Origin of the sequence: Candidatus Pristimantibacillus lignocellulolyticus, assembly GCA_023639215.1 — a bacterium.
GTDB classification, from domain to species: domain Bacteria; phylum Bacillota; class Bacilli; order Paenibacillales; family Paenibacillaceae; genus Pristimantibacillus; species Pristimantibacillus lignocellulolyticus.
Genome location: CP097899.1, coordinates 2041336 through 2058211, shown reverse-complemented (window position 1 = coordinate 2058211; position 16876 = coordinate 2041336). Strand labels below are relative to the sequence as shown.

Annotated in this window: 12 protein-coding genes; 2 read left to right on the top strand and 10 right to left on the bottom strand. The window is 37.4% G+C overall.

Annotated elements, in window-relative coordinates; translation table 11 throughout:
* Positions 1–11: 11 nt before the first annotated feature.
* Positions 12–569 carry a TetR/AcrR family transcriptional regulator gene (locus tag NAG76_08660; GenBank protein ID URN96268.1) on the bottom strand — a complete coding sequence of 186 codons (558 nt, stop codon included), beginning with the start codon at positions 567–569 and terminating at the stop codon, positions 12–14.
* Positions 570–786: 217 nt separating this feature from the next.
* Here NAG76_08660 and NAG76_08655 point away from each other — a divergent pair, with 217 nt between their 5' ends.
* Positions 787–1545 (top strand): SDR family oxidoreductase, encoded by a 759-nt coding sequence (locus tag NAG76_08655; protein URN96267.1) that lies wholly within the window; start codon positions 787–789, stop codon positions 1543–1545.
* A 104-nt stretch (positions 1546–1649) separates the two neighbouring features.
* Here the strand turns inward: NAG76_08655 and NAG76_08650 are convergent, their stop codons facing one another.
* Positions 1650–2189: a PadR family transcriptional regulator gene (locus NAG76_08650; protein URN96266.1), complete on the bottom strand. Its 540-nt coding sequence runs from the start codon at positions 2187–2189 to the stop codon at positions 1650–1652.
* Between the two features lie 61 nt (positions 2190–2250).
* Positions 2251–3456, bottom strand: a complete 1206-nt coding sequence (locus NAG76_08645; GenBank protein ID URN96265.1) for an ABC transporter permease — start codon at positions 3454–3456, stop codon at positions 2251–2253.
* A gap of 202 nt (positions 3457–3658) precedes the next feature.
* Here NAG76_08645 and NAG76_08640 point away from each other — a divergent pair, with 202 nt between their 5' ends.
* On the top strand, positions 3659–4162 hold the full coding sequence (locus NAG76_08640) for a DUF4825 domain-containing protein (protein URN96264.1): 504 nt from the start codon (positions 3659–3661) through the stop codon (positions 4160–4162).
* Between the two features lie 166 nt (positions 4163–4328).
* On the opposite strand, the gene NAG76_08635 is transcribed toward NAG76_08640, so the two are convergent.
* The 7 genes from NAG76_08635 to NAG76_08605 all read right to left on the bottom strand — a co-directional run bounded on the left by NAG76_08635 (position 4329) and on the right by NAG76_08605 (position 16581).
* A complete protein-coding gene (locus NAG76_08635; GenBank protein URN96263.1) occupies positions 4329–4496 on the bottom strand; it encodes an Rrf2 family transcriptional regulator in 168 nt (55 codons plus the stop codon).
* 184 nt (positions 4497–4680) lie between these two features.
* Positions 4681–5019 carry a DUF1801 domain-containing protein gene (locus tag NAG76_08630; protein URN96262.1) on the bottom strand — a complete coding sequence of 113 codons (339 nt, stop codon included), beginning with the start codon at positions 5017–5019 and terminating at the stop codon, positions 4681–4683.
* A 50-nt stretch (positions 5020–5069) separates the two neighbouring features.
* Positions 5070–5438, bottom strand: coding sequence for an iron chaperone (locus tag NAG76_08625; protein URN96261.1), 369 nt, complete (start codon positions 5436–5438; stop codon positions 5070–5072).
* Positions 5439–5455: 17 nt separating this feature from the next.
* Complete coding sequence (locus tag NAG76_08620; protein URN96260.1) at positions 5456–6154, bottom strand: MBL fold metallo-hydrolase; 699 nt, start codon at positions 6152–6154, stop codon at positions 5456–5458.
* 89 nt (positions 6155–6243) lie between these two features.
* Positions 6244–6603 carry an MmcQ/YjbR family DNA-binding protein gene (locus NAG76_08615; protein ID URN96259.1) on the bottom strand — a complete coding sequence of 120 codons (360 nt, stop codon included), beginning with the start codon at positions 6601–6603 and terminating at the stop codon, positions 6244–6246.
* Between the two features lie 199 nt (positions 6604–6802).
* Positions 6803–14164, bottom strand: a complete 7362-nt coding sequence (locus NAG76_08610) for an endo-alpha-N-acetylgalactosaminidase family protein (GenBank protein ID URN96258.1) — start codon at positions 14162–14164, stop codon at positions 6803–6805.
* 515 nt (positions 14165–14679) lie between these two features.
* Positions 14680–16581 (bottom strand): endonuclease MutS2, encoded by a 1902-nt coding sequence (locus NAG76_08605; protein URN96257.1) that lies wholly within the window; start codon positions 16579–16581, stop codon positions 14680–14682.
* Positions 16582–16876 lie beyond the last annotated feature (295 nt).

Sequence of the window (16876 nt, the reverse complement as noted above, 5' to 3'; positions counted from 1 at the left end):
CACCTTTAATTCTATACTTTCAAGTTAACAATATTAAGTAACTGCACATTCATTTCCTCAACAGATTCCTTAAAATCACGACGATGCCACTCAATGATAAGCCCAATAAACGCATTGGCTGTATACGAATAGAAATAGTCATTAACTTTTCCATGAACTTGCGTATTTTTATCAGATATAAAATTAGACCGAATTTCATCAAATAGCATGTAATAGTACGTAGTCGATACTTCACGTGATAATACAATTCTGTAAAATTGCTCATATTTTTTTACATGTTGAAAAATACCTACTGTCTTAGGATCTAGCTTTTCAACATTTAGAACAGTAATATGTCGATAAGGTTCATTATAAGAGTCTTGCAAATCTAACATGATTTTCTCAAATAGTTCCTTAAAGACATCTCCTATTTCCTCATAATGAAAATAAAAAGTACCACGATTAATACTTGCTTCTTTACAAAGCTCGGTTACTTTTATTTGAGCTAATGTTTTATTTTTCAATATATTGAGTAATGCTTGATGTATATTAATTTTTGTTTTTACAATGCGTAAATCATTTTTATTCATATACTCTCTCCTTTATCGAACATATTTGAAGTTTCTGTTGGATATCATACAATTTGAGGGGATTTTGTATATTGAATACGCTTACTTTAATATACTATAATTTTATTATACAGATGTACAATAACATACACTACATTCTAGTTTGTGCTTTCGAAGTAACTTCTTGTCACTAAGAGGTTATCCACGGGAGCTACAAAAAATTTAGGAGGAATATATTATGAGATTACAAGACAAAGTAGCTATCGTAACAGGTGCAGCATCAGGTATGGGTAAAGCTATCGCAGAGCTTTATGCAAAAGAAGGGGCTAAAGTTGTTGTCTCTGACTATAATTTTGAAGGTGCTAAAGCAGTAGCTGAAGCGATTAATGCTAATGGCGGTTCTGCAATCGCTAACCAATCAAATGTAGCCGAATTAGCAGACTTAGAGCGTATGTTTGCTGAAACGCAAGAAGCATTTGGCAAACTAGATATTCTTGTAAACAATGCTGGTATTATGGACGGTATGGAACCAGTTGGTGAAATTAGTGATGAGAAATGGGATCGCGTATTTGCTGTAAATACGACTGGTGTTATGCGTGCAATGCGTATCGCTACGAACATTTTCTTAGAGCAAGGCCATGGCGTTATCGTAAACAACATTTCTGCTGGTGGATTGCGTGGAGCTCGTGCAGGTGCAGCATATACTGCTTCCAAACATGCCGTTGCTGGCTTAACGAAAAATACTGCTTATATGTATGCTAATTCTGGTATCCGTTGTAACGGAATTGCTCCAGGTGGCGTAATGACGAATATTCAATCTTCTATGACTGGTGTTTCTCAATTTGGTGCAGGTCGCCAAATGACTGGTAATGGCACAATGCCTCGCGTTGGTCAACCAGATGAAATTGCACAACTTGCACTTTTCCTAGGCTCTGATGAGTCAAGCTTCGTGAATGGACAGGTAATTGCTGCTGATGCAGGTTGGACTGCTTACTAATAGAAATTGATTAAGTAGCTACTGATAATGTGAACTAAGTAAAGATTAATGAATAAAGGGCACTCAAAGATAAATTATCTTTAAGTGCCCCTTTGTAGTTTCTTCTATATCTCTCTTTGTTGAAGCAGTTTAATTAACTGCTCTAGCCAATGAATGGTATGATCTGACCTACTAGAAGCATATTCTCCAACAAAGTCTAAAATCTTTTCTTTTTCATGATCCACTGGTGTCAATAAAGCTAATTTAGCAATTTGTCCCCAACGTTCCTTGAAATTTGATAATTTCTTTTCAAGTATTGCTACTACTTTATCCCGATCCACGTAATTAATGTAGACTAACCCAACCACCATTTCACTGATCACTTGTGCACTTTCAAACAACTTATAAATCTTTTTCGGTAGTGCTTCTCGCCCTTTTGTTGTAATCGCGAATACTTGTTTATCTGGTCGATGTTCTTCTTTAATAATTTCTACGGGCTCAATTAACCCCTGTTTTACTAAGGATTCAAAATTATAATATAGTTTGCTTTCTGTTAATCCACCGAGTCGAGCAAGTGGAATGGTCTCTGAGAGCTGTTTTTTTAATTTATAAGGATAGTTGTTACCCTCTATAAGTCTGCACAAGATAAAAATTTGAATTGCCATGTTTTACGCTCCTTCGGTAAAAAACTACCTCGCGGCAAGTATTACCTTCATTGTAGCAAAACTAAGCCATTACTTCAGTACTATTCTTCACATTCTTTGGATCATTCTTTGTTTCTTTCGCAGTTATTTCGTTCACCCTTGGCACTGATTTGTGTACAAATGTAATGATGAGAGCATTAATTAACATCGCACCTAATCCGACAGCTACCATTCCCCATATATACGGAGATGCACTATTACTGCCAAATAAGTTTGCGTAGTACGCTTGTACAGAATAGTACATTGGTGAAATATAACTCATCCACTCATACGGTGCATACATCATATCACGTGAGATTGTGGCACCATTCGCAAGTGTTTGCATTAATAGCACTGGAATGTTCAATATCATTCCACCTTCACCGATTAAGAAAACAAACATCGCAGTAAAGTTAAAGGCTACGATATAGTTTAAGATTTGTTGACCAAACATACTAAAGAAAAGTTCTCCGCTTGGTTGATTTACGAGATAAGCTATCCCCATTGCAGCTAATGAGGACAATACAGCAATTATTAATGCTGTTAATTGTACGTAAAGGAATAATTTTTTTCTGCTTGCTTTCCCGCGACTCTCCTTAAATGCCGCTACTAATTGCAGTGCTGCAATCATTGCTCCTACATAACCAGCCATTGTTAAAAACATTGGTAGCATATTATTATGCATCCCATCAGGAATTTCATTAATGCTCACCAAGTTACCAACATACGAAGATTCAATCATTTCTGCCATTTCCGCAGCTTGAGCTTCTGGCACGTTAAAGTTCATTAGAATGCCTTGAGCAGTTTGCTGTGAGAACTGTGAGCTTAATTGATTGTTGATTTCATTAACAACAGATGTCATCGTTGACGAAACAACTGTTGCCCCTGCTTCATTAACTGTGAAATCAATGCTTGATGATACTTCCCCATTTTGCATATCCTCAGAGAATGTATCAGGAATGTGTACTACTAAAGCTAAGTCATTTTTTTCTAATTGTTTTATTGCTTGATCGTTTGTTATAGACGTATTTATTTCTTGGAATGGCAAATTTGTTTGCAACTGATCTGCGATCATTTCACCATATTCACCTTTATCATCATTAATAATCGCAATAGGTAATTGATCGATATTGACTGGAATTGCCGTATAACCTGGCAAGAAAATTCCTAACATTGCAACCGCATAGAAAATCCCCATAAAGATCGATCCAATAGCACCTTTTGTTTTTAAGAACTGTGTAAATTTCATAATATGATTCCCTTCTCTTCTTCAAATATAATCAGTACATTCAAACTAGTTTAATTAAACTAGTTTGATCGAATGATAAATAGTGTATAATATTTTGTTGTTAATATCAAATAAAAATCACTATTTTCACATATTTGCTAAGAAAGTTTGTCCAAAATAAGTTGTATACTTATATTTATCAAACATACTTGGAGGAATACCTTTGCATATAAAATCATCAAGACTTATATGGATTGCTTGTATCTGCCTATTCATGATTAGTGGCTGTTCGCAAAGCAATAATCAATCAACAGAAAATACTGATTTATTTCAATATAAGAACAGCTTTGTAGGTGACAATAGTGCTGTTAGTCATATTCTTAATGGCTTACCACTGAGTGGATCGCTGACCTCTTTTGAACTAGCTACAGAAGAAGAGCCTTACGGTATCTTAGTTAGTTATAATTCTTCTAGTGTCAATCCAACTACAAATGAAGGCTTCACACAAATGGTTTATAATACTACTTATTTAATAACGTTAGTACAGAATGTAGACTGGGTTCAATATAATATTGGGGATCAAACGCTTCGAATAACTCGTGAACAATTGAATGAATTTTATTACAATGATTTACAAAACTTTGACTCCACATCATCCCTAGAAGGCTTAGTTTCACTGAATATTTCTAGAATATTTAAATTCAAAGAAGTGATTGCACCGAATTGAACCGTCTGAAACATAAAAATCCGAACGTAGTTATAATGTTACAACTACGTTCGGATTTTTATGTTTATGAAGTTAATTATTAATACTGTTAACCCATCATTTCAAACTGTCTAAATGTGAAAGTATAGGTCATATCTATTCCTTATCCCATTCTATCCAACCGTTTTCAAACTTTCCCTCTTCTAATAGGCCAGATAAGTAAACTTTTTTTAATTGATCGTGCTAATTGATACCCGCCATCTTTAGAAGCACTTGATGTTACCAACCCCGCAACAACCAACTGTCTCAATATTTTCTTCAAATATGAATCTGATACCCTACATAAGAGTATCACTCTGCCAAAAAACCTATACTACTAAAGTAATGCTACCACATCATCCGATAACATATAAAAATAAGCTCCCCACCAGCGTTAACTGGGGAGGAGCTTACTCGAAACTTATCAAATTATTAAAGTATTTCAATAAGAACATAATCAGGGTTAACGCTATGGTTCTTTAAGTATGTTTTCGATAACACTAAAGTGAGCTTGAAGCTTGTCTGACCCAAGATACTAACTGAGTAGCATCAACCGTGTCTCCTTTTCTTAGCTTCAAAGTCCTCCGTTCCACCGGTCCACTGAACAGATCTTCTGGAAGTTGTAATTCAGATGTATTAAAAATCGTAAAACTGACCGCATCCTTGGAGGTAGATATAACAGCTGCGTATTTTCCATTTTTCAAAAAGTGGGGTTTCTTATATTGCATACGTTCTTGTGCATCAGGTATCGCTTCAATTACAACATCACGAAGATTAGTAGATAGTACACACTGCCATGGTTCTAATGCTTCAATAAAATCCTTTACTTCTTGACTCATTTGTTATGTCCCCTTTCATGTACAGAAAAGTTGTTTTATAAGATTAATTATTAACGCCAAAAAGTTTTACAATCTGCCTTATCCATAATATTAAACTCAATGATCTTCTTAAGTAATGTGTAATCAACCGGACTTGTCCACTTGATGCGGAACAAATTTTTGGTGTGATCATAACCTGCCTGTACAATTTCGTTTGAAAATTGATTAATTCCAGGAATTTCAGGTGCAATAGACATATGATTTTTAGATATGCTAAATCCAATAATAAACGTGTCGTGATCGGTAAACATAGGCTGATTCCATGCAATTTTCGGTTCTAATTCTGTAAATGTATTCATCACCCACGTGAAAATTTCTTCCATTCGTTCACGGTGTTGCGGGTTATCAATTTTCTCTAAATACTCTGCGAAAACTTCCATTCTGTTCTCCCCCTACATTAATTATTATTTTGCATTAAGTATTTTCCACCATGATAACAATAGTAGGTTTCAGCTTTAAGATTTTCAAGCTTTTTCAAAGACAGTTCAGCACTCTCAACATTTAAACAAAAGTCTGGATTAGCAATGTCCAATTCATCATTCTCATGAACAGCTGCATCACCTGTAATTACACTATTAATACTTGGAAAATATAATGAAATATGCCCAGAAGTGTGCCCTGGCGTTGCGACAATTCTACATTTATTTTCTAGAATCATATCACCATCACATACCTTTGTATCAATAGCAACATGCTTCAAATTGTTTAATTGCTGTACAAACCATTTACCAAATTCTATTTCTTCATTTGGCATATTTTCTAGCATTTCTTCTGCTTGAACCAATCTCTCTGACTTCATTTCACCACTAATATATTTCGATTCAATATCACTAGCTATAATGTTAATCCAAGGATACTTTTCTTTGAAATCATATAAGGAACCTATATGATCATCATCGTAGTGAGTAATAATAATATTCTTCAAACACTTCATTTGAAATCCATTTTTCATTATCTCATTTTCAATTAAAGTTAGAAAATTTGTATATCCTGTATCAACTAAAGTTAATTCATTATTCAATATAATTAAGCTAGGATAAATGCAATTTTTTTGTCCATTAAATTCAAATTCAATTGGTAGTTCTAATATCTCCATTGTTCTTCCTCCATATTATCCGTCGTGTAACTTTCGTTAGAATAAATATTATATGCATTTATTATAAATGGGAATATTCAGGATGCTCTTTAGTTCATTTCTAGTATAGATTCTCGAAGGTTCTTAGGAAGTTTTTTGACAACCATATCGTAAGAGTGGTCAATCATTGCAAAAACATCTGACTCTGGTAAAGAACCATCCATTGTTATTGTATTCCAATGTTTCTTGTTCATATGGTACCCTGGTCTAACATTCTCATGTTGCTCTCTCAAATTTTCCGCAATCACTGGGTCGCACTTTAAATTGATATATGAATCTTCCCCTTTATTCTCAAAAATAAGCGCGAACATTTTGCCTGCAATTTTGATCACCATTGGTTCGGGTCCGAAAGGATATTCCTTAATCGCTCCGTTTTTATTTAAACAGTATTCAATGATATTATTCTTCAAAATCAGTACCTCTCCTTCTCCGATAACAAAAATTTTATTACGGCTAGTATATCATTATTATAAATGAAAATTGCCCTACCATTCTTGCCGTTTGGTGATAAAAGTTGAAAAATCCGAGAAAAAAAACGAGCTCTGGATTTGCATCCAAAGCTCGCTTTTCATATTGAGATTGTACTAAGTGTACTTAGCAAACAATCTATTAGGACAAATACTTCAATAATCTGCTAAATAAGACTGCTGCCTCTGCACGCGTCAGATTATCTTTAGGATTAAGTTTCATATCCGGAGTTCCTTGAATTAGACCGAGTTCAATAGAAATAGCCAATGCTTGCTTAGACCATAGCGCAGCTTGATCTGCGTCTTTATATTTAGCAAGTGTTGTAGTATCGATATTATCTGATACATCTGGCAACTTCCCTTTCATTTCAAGTGCTCTTACGATAATTACTGCCATTTCTTGACGAGTTAAAGAATTTGTAGGTCCGAACAAATTACCTCCGTATCCTTTTAACAATCCCGCCTCCGTCGCGGCAATAATGCTATCGCTATACCACTTATCTTCTGGAACATCATTAAATGTTGTTGCTCCACTTGGCTCAAGACCGAATGCTCGTGCTAGCATAGTTGCGATTTCAGCACGGTTTACTGTAGCATTAGGCTCAAATTTCTGATCTGTTTTGCCCTTGATGATACCCTTGCTCACTAAATCACTAATTTCTTTGTTTGCCCAGTGATTTACAGTATCTTCAAATTGTTTTGGTGTACCCGTTTCCGGATCCGGATTGGTTCCAGTTCCTGGATCTGGAGTCGGTGTCGGAGTTGGAGTCGGAGTAGGTGTTGTTCCTGGATTCGTTCCCGGACCCGGATTGCCGCTATCTTTCTCCTTAACATTAACAGTTGCAATTGCTTTTATATCCGTTCCAGCAACTGACCCTTTCACCTCAAAAGTACCGATCTGTGCATAGCTAGAAGAATCAATCGTTTCCCACACAACCGAAGCTTTCTTCGTCACTTCATTACTTAGAGTCACATTTACCTCGCTAGGTAGTTTCGGTGCTGAGCCCACTTCTGTATCAACCGTTACTTTCTCGATTTCCACAATAGTTGCTACCAATACAAGACCTTTTATTGCCTGTTCAAGATTTAATCTTGCTTGATCTAACAAGATAACTGTAGCTTTAGCATCATTTAAGATTTCCTCAGCCTCAGCAAGAGCTGCTTCTACATTTGCCCATGATTCAGATGTATAATCCGAGCTGTTCAATTCTAAAACATCAGCAATGGATTGCTCTAGAAGTTCCTTCGAGATATTTACATCATCAGCTTTAATATAGAAGTCATCTAGAATTAATGCATAATCCGAAGTAGCTGTACCCGTTGTTTTTGATACCAATTTGAAAATCACTTGGTAATCATCTTGATTCCCAGTCGTAAAGTTTTGCTGGAATCGGATGTAACCACCATTTTCTCCAGCTTTATTACCTGGATTAGCATGTTTAGTAAGCGTTTCTTGAAGTACAATGTCTCCTGTACTGCGTGATTTTACCGAAACTTCATAAGTTGCGGACGCTTCCGACGTATAAATAAATCCTAAATCATAATCATTATTAGGTTCCAATTTCACACTGGACTCATTCGTTTTAATTAATTTACCAACATCTGTTTCGTTAAGCTTTAACGAATTTTCTCCATTTAGAACCCAAGTCATTACCGGACCAATTTTGTTTTCGGATCTCGAAACGATTGGATTATTATCATTCGGATTGCTTCGGTCGCTTGCAATATGAATTTGTAATGATCCGCCGCCATATTCAAACGGTCCCCAACCTTCATATACATTTTCGAAATCCTCGTACACAATATAACCTTTATTTGTAGGATCCTTTTCAACTGTGACATGTTCCCAAATACGGGCATCATCAAATTGTACAGTACCTGTTCCCGCTTCCGCTACCAGCTTCACTGATGCAGTAGTAACTCCAGCTGGAACCTTAAATTCAACGTTCATCCGTTGCCATTTCGTACCAACATACTTAAAGGATGATTGATGAGTACCATCTATCCCTGAAACAACACTTGTATAGGTTTTGCCATCGACTGTAACTTGAAGTGAAGATTCTCTTCCCGGCTCTGTCAACGTCCATACACCGACAGTATAATCCTGACCAGGCTGTAAACCAGTAATTTCTTGTGACAATACGCCTGCCTTACTTCCAACTTCTGCGTATCTATTCCAGTTCGAATTTTTCATTTCTTTAGTTGTATCATATTCAACATCACCTGGTACTACCTTGATCGCAATGTTACTAGAATCATCAACTGTCCATGAACCTGGAGTATTGAACGCCTCTGAGTTGAAAGCGAAATCTTTAATTAAACTGCCTTCTCCCCAGTTTCCAGCAGCAGGTACTATATTTTCCGCATTAGCAGATGCTGCGTACAATACATATGGCGTATTTTTCTTAGCTTGGGTAATCGTTAGTGATCCATTCTCAGCAACAAGTTTGTCAACAAGCACTTTACCTTGTTGAGTTAACTCATACATATTGAATTCTTTCACATCTTTAAACTCATCTGTTAATTCCCAAGTCGTCACATTTCCTTTTGTATTCCAGTGATATAGCTTCGCTCCGTCATTGATACCTAGAGTTGTATTATCCTTAACATCCCAAGTCCAAGGAATTAAAGAATTTGCTTCGCCCGTATGACGGACTGCTTCATCAGTAGTCGTTCCAGAATCTGCCCAAGAAGAGATTAATTTTCCGTCTTTGGACAGTTCAATCATACCTGTCGTTTTGTTTCTTTTTGAAACTACGTCGTTTTCAAAAGTAATTTGATCTTCTTCATATTTCAGAACGCCATAATGTTGCATAAACTTAGTCGGTAATACTTCGTTGAAAAATACAGTTACACCTTGTTGCATATCTGGTTTGGAATCACCCCAAGTAGCTACAACAGGTATTTTCTGACCTTTAAACAATGCATTTCCTACAAAGATATCTAGATTATTTTTTACCATTCTTGAAAGGACACTCTTATTTCCTTTATTCGGATATCCTAAGTCCGGACCCCAGTGAACAAAGGTTGAGCCTGGTTCTAATGGGCCGGCAAATTCTGTTCCTATTTTTAGTCCAAGATCATTAGCATATTGTAATAACTTACGAGCATTATAATCGTTACCCGTATAAACATCGATATAATAGAAATCTAAAGCAGGATCATTCGGGTTAGTAGGATCTTTCGTCAAATTATATAGATTTTCAAATCGTTTCTTCAGATTACCACTTAAAACGTCCTTTGTCTGATCCACATAGTAAGCCGTGTCGATCCAATCCCAACCTTTTGACAATCTATTAGTTGCAGCACCATTTAAGTCAGAATAGTTTAGCTCATTCGCATCAAGTTGATATTCTGTTGCATTAATATGGACACCTATATTGAGGTTGTACTTATCCCCCTCATCGATCAAATAGTTGAAATCTTTCAATCCACCTTGTCTTACGCCAATATTAGAGTAGGAAGGAATATCATCGTCATGCCCTTCAGCTTGATAGCCTTTGTGAAGAATCATTTGGCCAAATCCGTCTGTATAATTGTATAGCACCTTTCCCGTATCCAATGTGTTCAAGAACGGATCATTTGCTTGGCTTGCAAAGTTGAAAGCAATGTACATCATGTTATTCTTAATATCTTGTGCGCCAAACGGTTCATCGAAAATAAATGTTCGATAAGCGACAGCCGCATCCTGCCAATCTGTTTTACCATCATTATTCTGGTCTCCGGTCACGACAACTTCGTACCAAGGCAACTCTTCAATTTCATTACTTTGCAGATGACGATAAGTCCAAGTTCCTGGTTTCACTGTAACTTTATTGACAAGTGGTTTCTTCTCAGTATCCACAATCAATTTGTTACCACCGCTGTATACGTTGTTCTCTACCGATGCTCCCAAACCATTTGCACTGACCATAGCCATGGTAACTCCAGTAGTACCGCTCTGCTTCATCAGCGACATATTTTCAACGATATCTTCCGTAAGTCCGTGCCATGCTCCATCGGATTTGTTCCACGCATACGTAGCGTCATCCATAGAACTATTTACATGGATTAGGGAATTGTTCAATTGTACCGAGCGAACGACAACACCGTCTGGTTTTTCTGTAATTTTATCGATTGCAAAACGAACCACATGGTTCTCTTTCACTTCAATATGTGCATCAATTACGACGCCAATCTCATCAATTGTCATCGTATACAGATATTTGTTATCCCCCTCTTTGGTAGAGACGGTTTGTGGTACATATTCTGTATTGTTGATCTTTATACTATTCGTTTGCTCCACGTTAGCCTGAAGCTTACGATCACCGACTTGATATTCGACAATGCCTGGGAAATCTTTATATACCGTAACTCCCAAACCATCTTTGTTAATCATATCTACTTCGGAAGCAATTTGAAGCTTAGGCAACGATTCCAATTCAACGATTTTCAAATTGCTAACCGTCATCTCCTTAGATCCATACCAAGAGCGAAGTCCAAACCATCCTGGTTGTAAGGTCATTTCTTCTTCAGATACTGAACCCATATCCGTTATCACACCATCGACATCCGTAATTGTGAAACTAACAGTTTTTCCTACCACTTGAAGATTGATACGGTAGAACGTATTTGCTTTCATCTCATAAGTATTCGGGAAGAAAACTTCATTGCCGTTTGCTGTTAACTTCCAATTCCCATTAATATCATGCACAACTGACACATAATTGTCAGCAGCCGATCCTCTTACTACAAAGCCATAACGTCCACCATCTGAGCCAGCGGATACATTCGTTTTGAAATCAAAGGAAACCTTCTGATCAACGAACGTTAGGCTATTTTTATCCACGGCTACTACAACACCTGGCATACTCAACTGAATTTCACCTTCACCATGACTTAGTACTGATGGTTGACTGCTATCGAGAGGTCCCCAGTTATGTGTCGTATAATCCGGTTCATAGATTCGGATCTCTTCTGCAGTTAGTGCGTCTATCTTAACCTGAATGGCACGGTTACTAGAATTATAAATTCCAAATTCCCCTGGTAAGTATCCGTCTACAACAGATGCATTACCAACTAAAATACCATTAACATATAAACTTAATTGTTTTTCTATGATTTGCACACGTAACGTGTAGTCTTTACCTGATTCCACTAAACTAGCATTGCCAATATCAACAAGATCATTGCTACCATCAAGCTGATATTTCCATTGTCCTGGACTAGCTGCATAAATAGCGATATTTCCTAATTTAACCCCTGCAGTTTCATCTGCACGTAGTTTCAATTGATAGATCCCGTTTGGTACTGCTGTTACATCCTTATTGATGACCGTTTTCCCTGCATCAATTGTCCCTTGCAAGTATCCATCGGTAATCTGTGGCGCACCATTAAAGCCTTCCCAGTTAGTCAATGACTGACCTTCGTAATATTCTTCATAGCTCATTTTGCCAGCATTTGAAGAGGTTGTATCCATATCGATAAATTCTTCGGTAAACAGAATATTATCGACGTATACAAAACCTTGAGCCATTACCCCAAAACGTCCTTCTCCGAATTGCTCGCCAGCAAGTAAGCTTGCTCTTAATTCAGCGCCATTAATGCTAAGAGTTACAGCTGAGTCAGAATACTGGATACCAACCTTATTCCAACTATAAGCTTTAGGACTTGAATCCGTACTACCAGATGCAACAAAGTCAATGCTGTTGTTACCCTTTTTCAAAATCCACTTTGCACCATCATATTTAACCTGAGCATCATTACCGATAACAAAACCAATGTGATTAGTTTCAGGTTTAACGGACAACATATAAGTAGCACTGCGCAATAATGGCGCATCCATATTCAACGTACTTTCATTGATATTCGAAAGTTTCAAAATTTTGTTGTTACCTTCTGTAATAATCGATGATGTAGCACCGTTACTCCAGTTTCCAGTAATTCCGTCCTGGAAGTCGTTACTGTATTGAACAATTTGTTTTGGTTCAATAATTTGATTCGTATATCGCACATTATCGATATGCAATTCTACAGAGCTTCGAATGCGAAGACCAAAGCGTCCTGCTACGTCTGAAAACTTATCAAAAGGAATATCACCAATTTCCTTCTTATTCATGTAAACTGTGATCGTTTTTCCTTTAAAATTGAACATCAGATTGTTCCATCTACCTTGAATCGGATAAGGAATGTTTAACTTAGAGCCCCAACCCGTATTCGACTCTGGTATCCATTGGCTTGGGTCAACCCCAATTTCGTTAAATATGCTTGCTGTATCGTTCATTCTAAAGCCAAAAGCAAATCCTTGTCCGCTACCTAACTTAGCCGGATTAACCAGTTTGAAATCTAACGAAAGCGTACCCTCTTGAATTTGTGGTGAATTCAAATCCACACCACGTTCGCCAGTTCCTCTTTTTAGGGATAATACTTTATTACCTGTAAGATCAGTTACGACTTGAGCATTTAGTCCTGACCAATTAGGAACATAGTTAGGATCTTCGTAATCTTGAATGTAATCAACAACGTTTGAAGGTTTTTCCTTCGTACCTACGCCTTCGATACGTAGATTCTTAATCGTAACACTACCAGTCGCGTAACGTTTATATAGACCTACCTGACCAATTCCAGTAGATTGACTTAACAAATCTGTAACCTCATCGAAGTAAGTCTCGCCGTCTACAATAATTAATAGCCTTTTTCCATTAAATCCGATTTGGATTCGGTAATCTGTATCTACTAATAATTCTGGTCCTTTGAATACTTTATAGGGGTCAGAACCATCCGGACTCTGAATGACCCAGTCTGTACCACTATCATAGCGAATAGAGATACCTTTTTGACTATCTTTAGAACCTATAACAAATCCAACATTGCCTTGTGTTCCACTTGTGTAGCGCAACGTTGTATCAATGATTCCCGCAGATAACCAAGGAGCTTTATCCCATGTTGCAACAGCTCCACCACTTACATCGCTAAATGCTACGGTTAAACCATTATTTACAGAAGCTGTTCCTTTTCCTTTAACAAAAGTCATCGCTTCCGGTTCCATAGACTGATAATTATTCGTATAAGAAACCGCTACTTGACCGCTTGGAACATTATTTTTCAGATCATCTAGAAAACTATCGATGTCTGTTGTAGTTTCAACTTGTTCAACAACCGTAATTGCAGCTTGAGCTTTAATAGTCGTGCCTGTTACGCTTCCCGCGACGTTAAACGTACCTACCTGTGCATAGCTTGAAGCATCAATTTGGTCCCAGTTCACTGCAACCTCTGCAGTGGTTGTATCATTGTATACTGCTTGCACTACTTCAGGAAGCACCGGTGGCTCACCAACAGTAGTGTTAACCGCAATCGCAGTAATACTTTCAATTGTTTTCTCTTGTTCCACAATCGGCAAGTTGCCAGTTTCTCCTGTTGTAGCATAAGCTACACTTCCTGTAGAACTCATGACCGGACCTGAAGAAATCAACAAAACCAACGCCCAAATCAATGATTTGGATATCTTTTTACCTTTTTTCCTCACTGAATTATTCCTCCTATATTGGGGATTTTTTTGACTTACAAGACAAGTAAGAGCTCGCAAATGTACTTTTCCAAATTATTGATTCATTTGTTAGGAGAATAGATTGCGTCTGTAAACTTTTTTCTTATCAAACAACATGTTCTATTCCTTCCTTTCTTCTTAATCAGATAACGCTTCAAGTACTGCTATCTCTCCCCCTTTGTAGTGAAAGCGCTATCAATTAATGCTATACCATTATTAAATGTTAATAAATCAATAAAAGAAACAACTTTATGGATGATATTATCTAAATATGTTAAATACGGTAACTTGTAGTGGTAGGTTAATTATTTATATGAATAAACTTCGATTTATTCATATAAATAGATGGATAATTTTACTTAATGCATGGACGATCCTACCCAAAAGATGTAAATCACGCCTAATTTCACAAGTGTCGCTAGCTAAAAAAAGGCCGAGCAATAATCAGGAGGTAATCCCGAAAATCGGTCGGCTAGCAACATTCTTATTCATGCTTAGTCACGCTGTTTGCGAATCTCTTTCTGCACTTGACGCAACGCTTTCTTCGATCCTCTTTCCATATCATGCTGGAATTTGCGCTCCTGATAACTTACGAATAACGTGTTCAGGTCATACCCCTCTGGATACAACTCACTTGCCCGAAGCTCTAACATGACTCGCTTCGCATGTACTTCCAGTAACCCCCCTTGATAGAACAAGGTCAAGTTATTACGTGAATCTCTCCCTTTATAGACGAGAGCCGAGTCATTATTCTCTAGCATTCTTACTTTATCTCCCATGAAATATTCGATCAAACTGTCAGCTACCTCTTCTATAACTTTTGGTTTTGTTACTTTACTCTCGTGAAGGAGATCCATACGATAGTCCTTTTGCTCCATATAGTACTTCGCACGCTCTAGAACTTGCTCTTTCAAGTTCATTTTCTTCGAAATCCAGAGCGCATTACTCTCACCGGATTGACCAATAATAAGCTTATATTGCGGCTCTAGCGTCTCGTTATTGAATTCCATCGCTGCATTCATGAAGTCACTGTGCATTTCTGAAAACTGCTTGATCTCACCATAATGCGTAGACGCTATCGTAATACACCCCATATGATAAAATTCTTCTAAAATCGAGATTGCGAGTGCTGCTCCTTCATTCGGTTCCGTGCCACTGCCAATCTCATCGAATAGCAACAGTGTGCTCCGATTTGCTTGACGCATAATCTCGGAAATATTCTTCATATGTGATGAGAAGGTACTCAACGCATTCTCCATGCTCTGATTATCACCGATATCCACGAATATTTTCTCGAATACACCGATTTCTGTAGCAGAGTCCGCAGCAATGTGGAAACCCGACATCGTTGCGAGCGTAATCAGTCCAATCGTTTTCAAAACAACGGTTTTCCCGCCGGCATTCGGACCTGTAATGATTAGACTGCGATAATCATCCCCGATCTCGAATTGCAATGGAACGGCGTTGTCAGGAAGTAGCGGATGTTTGCACTCGATAAAGTTAATATATCCATGATCATTAACTCTTGGCTGGACCCCACCGATTCTTTTGCTATATTTCGCTTTGGCAAAAATCATATCGTACTGACTTATTAAATCAATATTAATCATTATCGGATGCATCTGCTCAAAAATAAGGTTCGACAGCTCCGCTAATATTTGTAGTTCCTCTGTTACTTCTTCTACCTTCAATCCTGATAACTCGGCATTATGCTTCGCTACCGTCAAAGGCTCAATAAACACCGTTGAACCTTTGGAAGATGCTTCGATAATTGATCCCGCTACCTGATTCTTATACGCCGCCTTGATCGGAATTGTGAAGCGGTCATTCTTCTTACTAACAAAAAATTCTTGAATGTACTCCTTATTCGCACTATTTTTCAGGAATTTCTGCAGTTGCTCCTCAATCTTCGATTCGGTAATCTCGATATGCTTGCGAATACGCTTCAACTCTTTACTCGCACCCGAATCTACGCGATTCCCCTTAATAGCAAAGTGAATGCGATCCTCGATCTCGAGAAACTCTACCATCGAATATGAATAAGAGCTCAATTTGGGCGCGTAGAAACTCATCTTCATCATGAACTGCTTAATTTTCCGACAACCTCGGAGGAAATCGCCAACGGCGATCAGTTCTGAAGGATCTAGTACCATTCCTTTTTCTAGCTTCTCCATCATATACTCGATATTCGAGATCCCTAGTAACGGTATATGATTTTCTGTATCCAAAATCGCTCTAGCCTCTGTCGTTTCATTCAAGCGGAGCCTAACGACCTTGATATTCGAACTTGGTTCAAGCTTATCGATTAACTGTTTTCCAAGACTACTCACGCAGTAGGTTTTCACCAATTCCTTCAGTTCGTTATATTGTAATTTGTCCATTGTACTTATATTCATCGCTTCATTCTCCTCATAATTTATTATCATGATGAAGAGCCCTACATCATAAGATTTCAATGTTTATGTCTAAACAAGCACAAAAAAAAGCTGCAGGAGACCCACAGCTTCGTAACATGTATTTGGCATAATCGAACAATCAACAAATTAAGGCTACCACAAGCAATTGAAATAATCATCATTCGCTGTGATTAGCTTTTTCATCGACATATGCTTTATCATGTATCGTAGGTATCTTCATAGGTAACTCAAATAATCTACCACATAGGATTGAGAAAAACGTCCAACCAGCCCT

What these genes read in the sequence shown, in the direction of transcription:
- NAG76_08650 (URN96266.1), bottom strand. Translation starts at nt 2,189, where the DNA reads ATGGCAATTCAAATTTTTATCTTGTGCAGACTTATAGAGGGTAACAAC.
- NAG76_08655 (URN96267.1), top strand. Translation starts at nt 787, where the DNA reads ATGAGATTACAAGACAAAGTAGCTATCGTAACAGGTGCAGCATCAGGT.
- NAG76_08605 (URN96257.1), bottom strand. Translation starts at nt 16,581, where the DNA reads ATGAATATAAGTACAATGGACAAATTACAATATAACGAACTGAAGGAA.
- NAG76_08630 (URN96262.1), bottom strand. Translation starts at nt 5,019, where the DNA reads ATGAGTCAAGAAGTAAAGGATTTTATTGAAGCATTAGAACCATGGCAG.
- NAG76_08645 (URN96265.1), bottom strand. Translation starts at nt 3,456, where the DNA reads ATGAAATTTACACAGTTCTTAAAAACAAAAGGTGCTATTGGATCGATC.
- NAG76_08625 (URN96261.1), bottom strand. Translation starts at nt 5,438, where the DNA reads ATGGAAGTTTTCGCAGAGTATTTAGAGAAAATTGATAACCCGCAACAC.
- NAG76_08660 (URN96268.1), bottom strand. Translation starts at nt 569, where the DNA reads ATGAATAAAAATGATTTACGCATTGTAAAAACAAAAATTAATATACAT.
- NAG76_08620 (URN96260.1), bottom strand. Translation starts at nt 6,154, where the DNA reads ATGGAGATATTAGAACTACCAATTGAATTTGAATTTAATGGACAAAAA.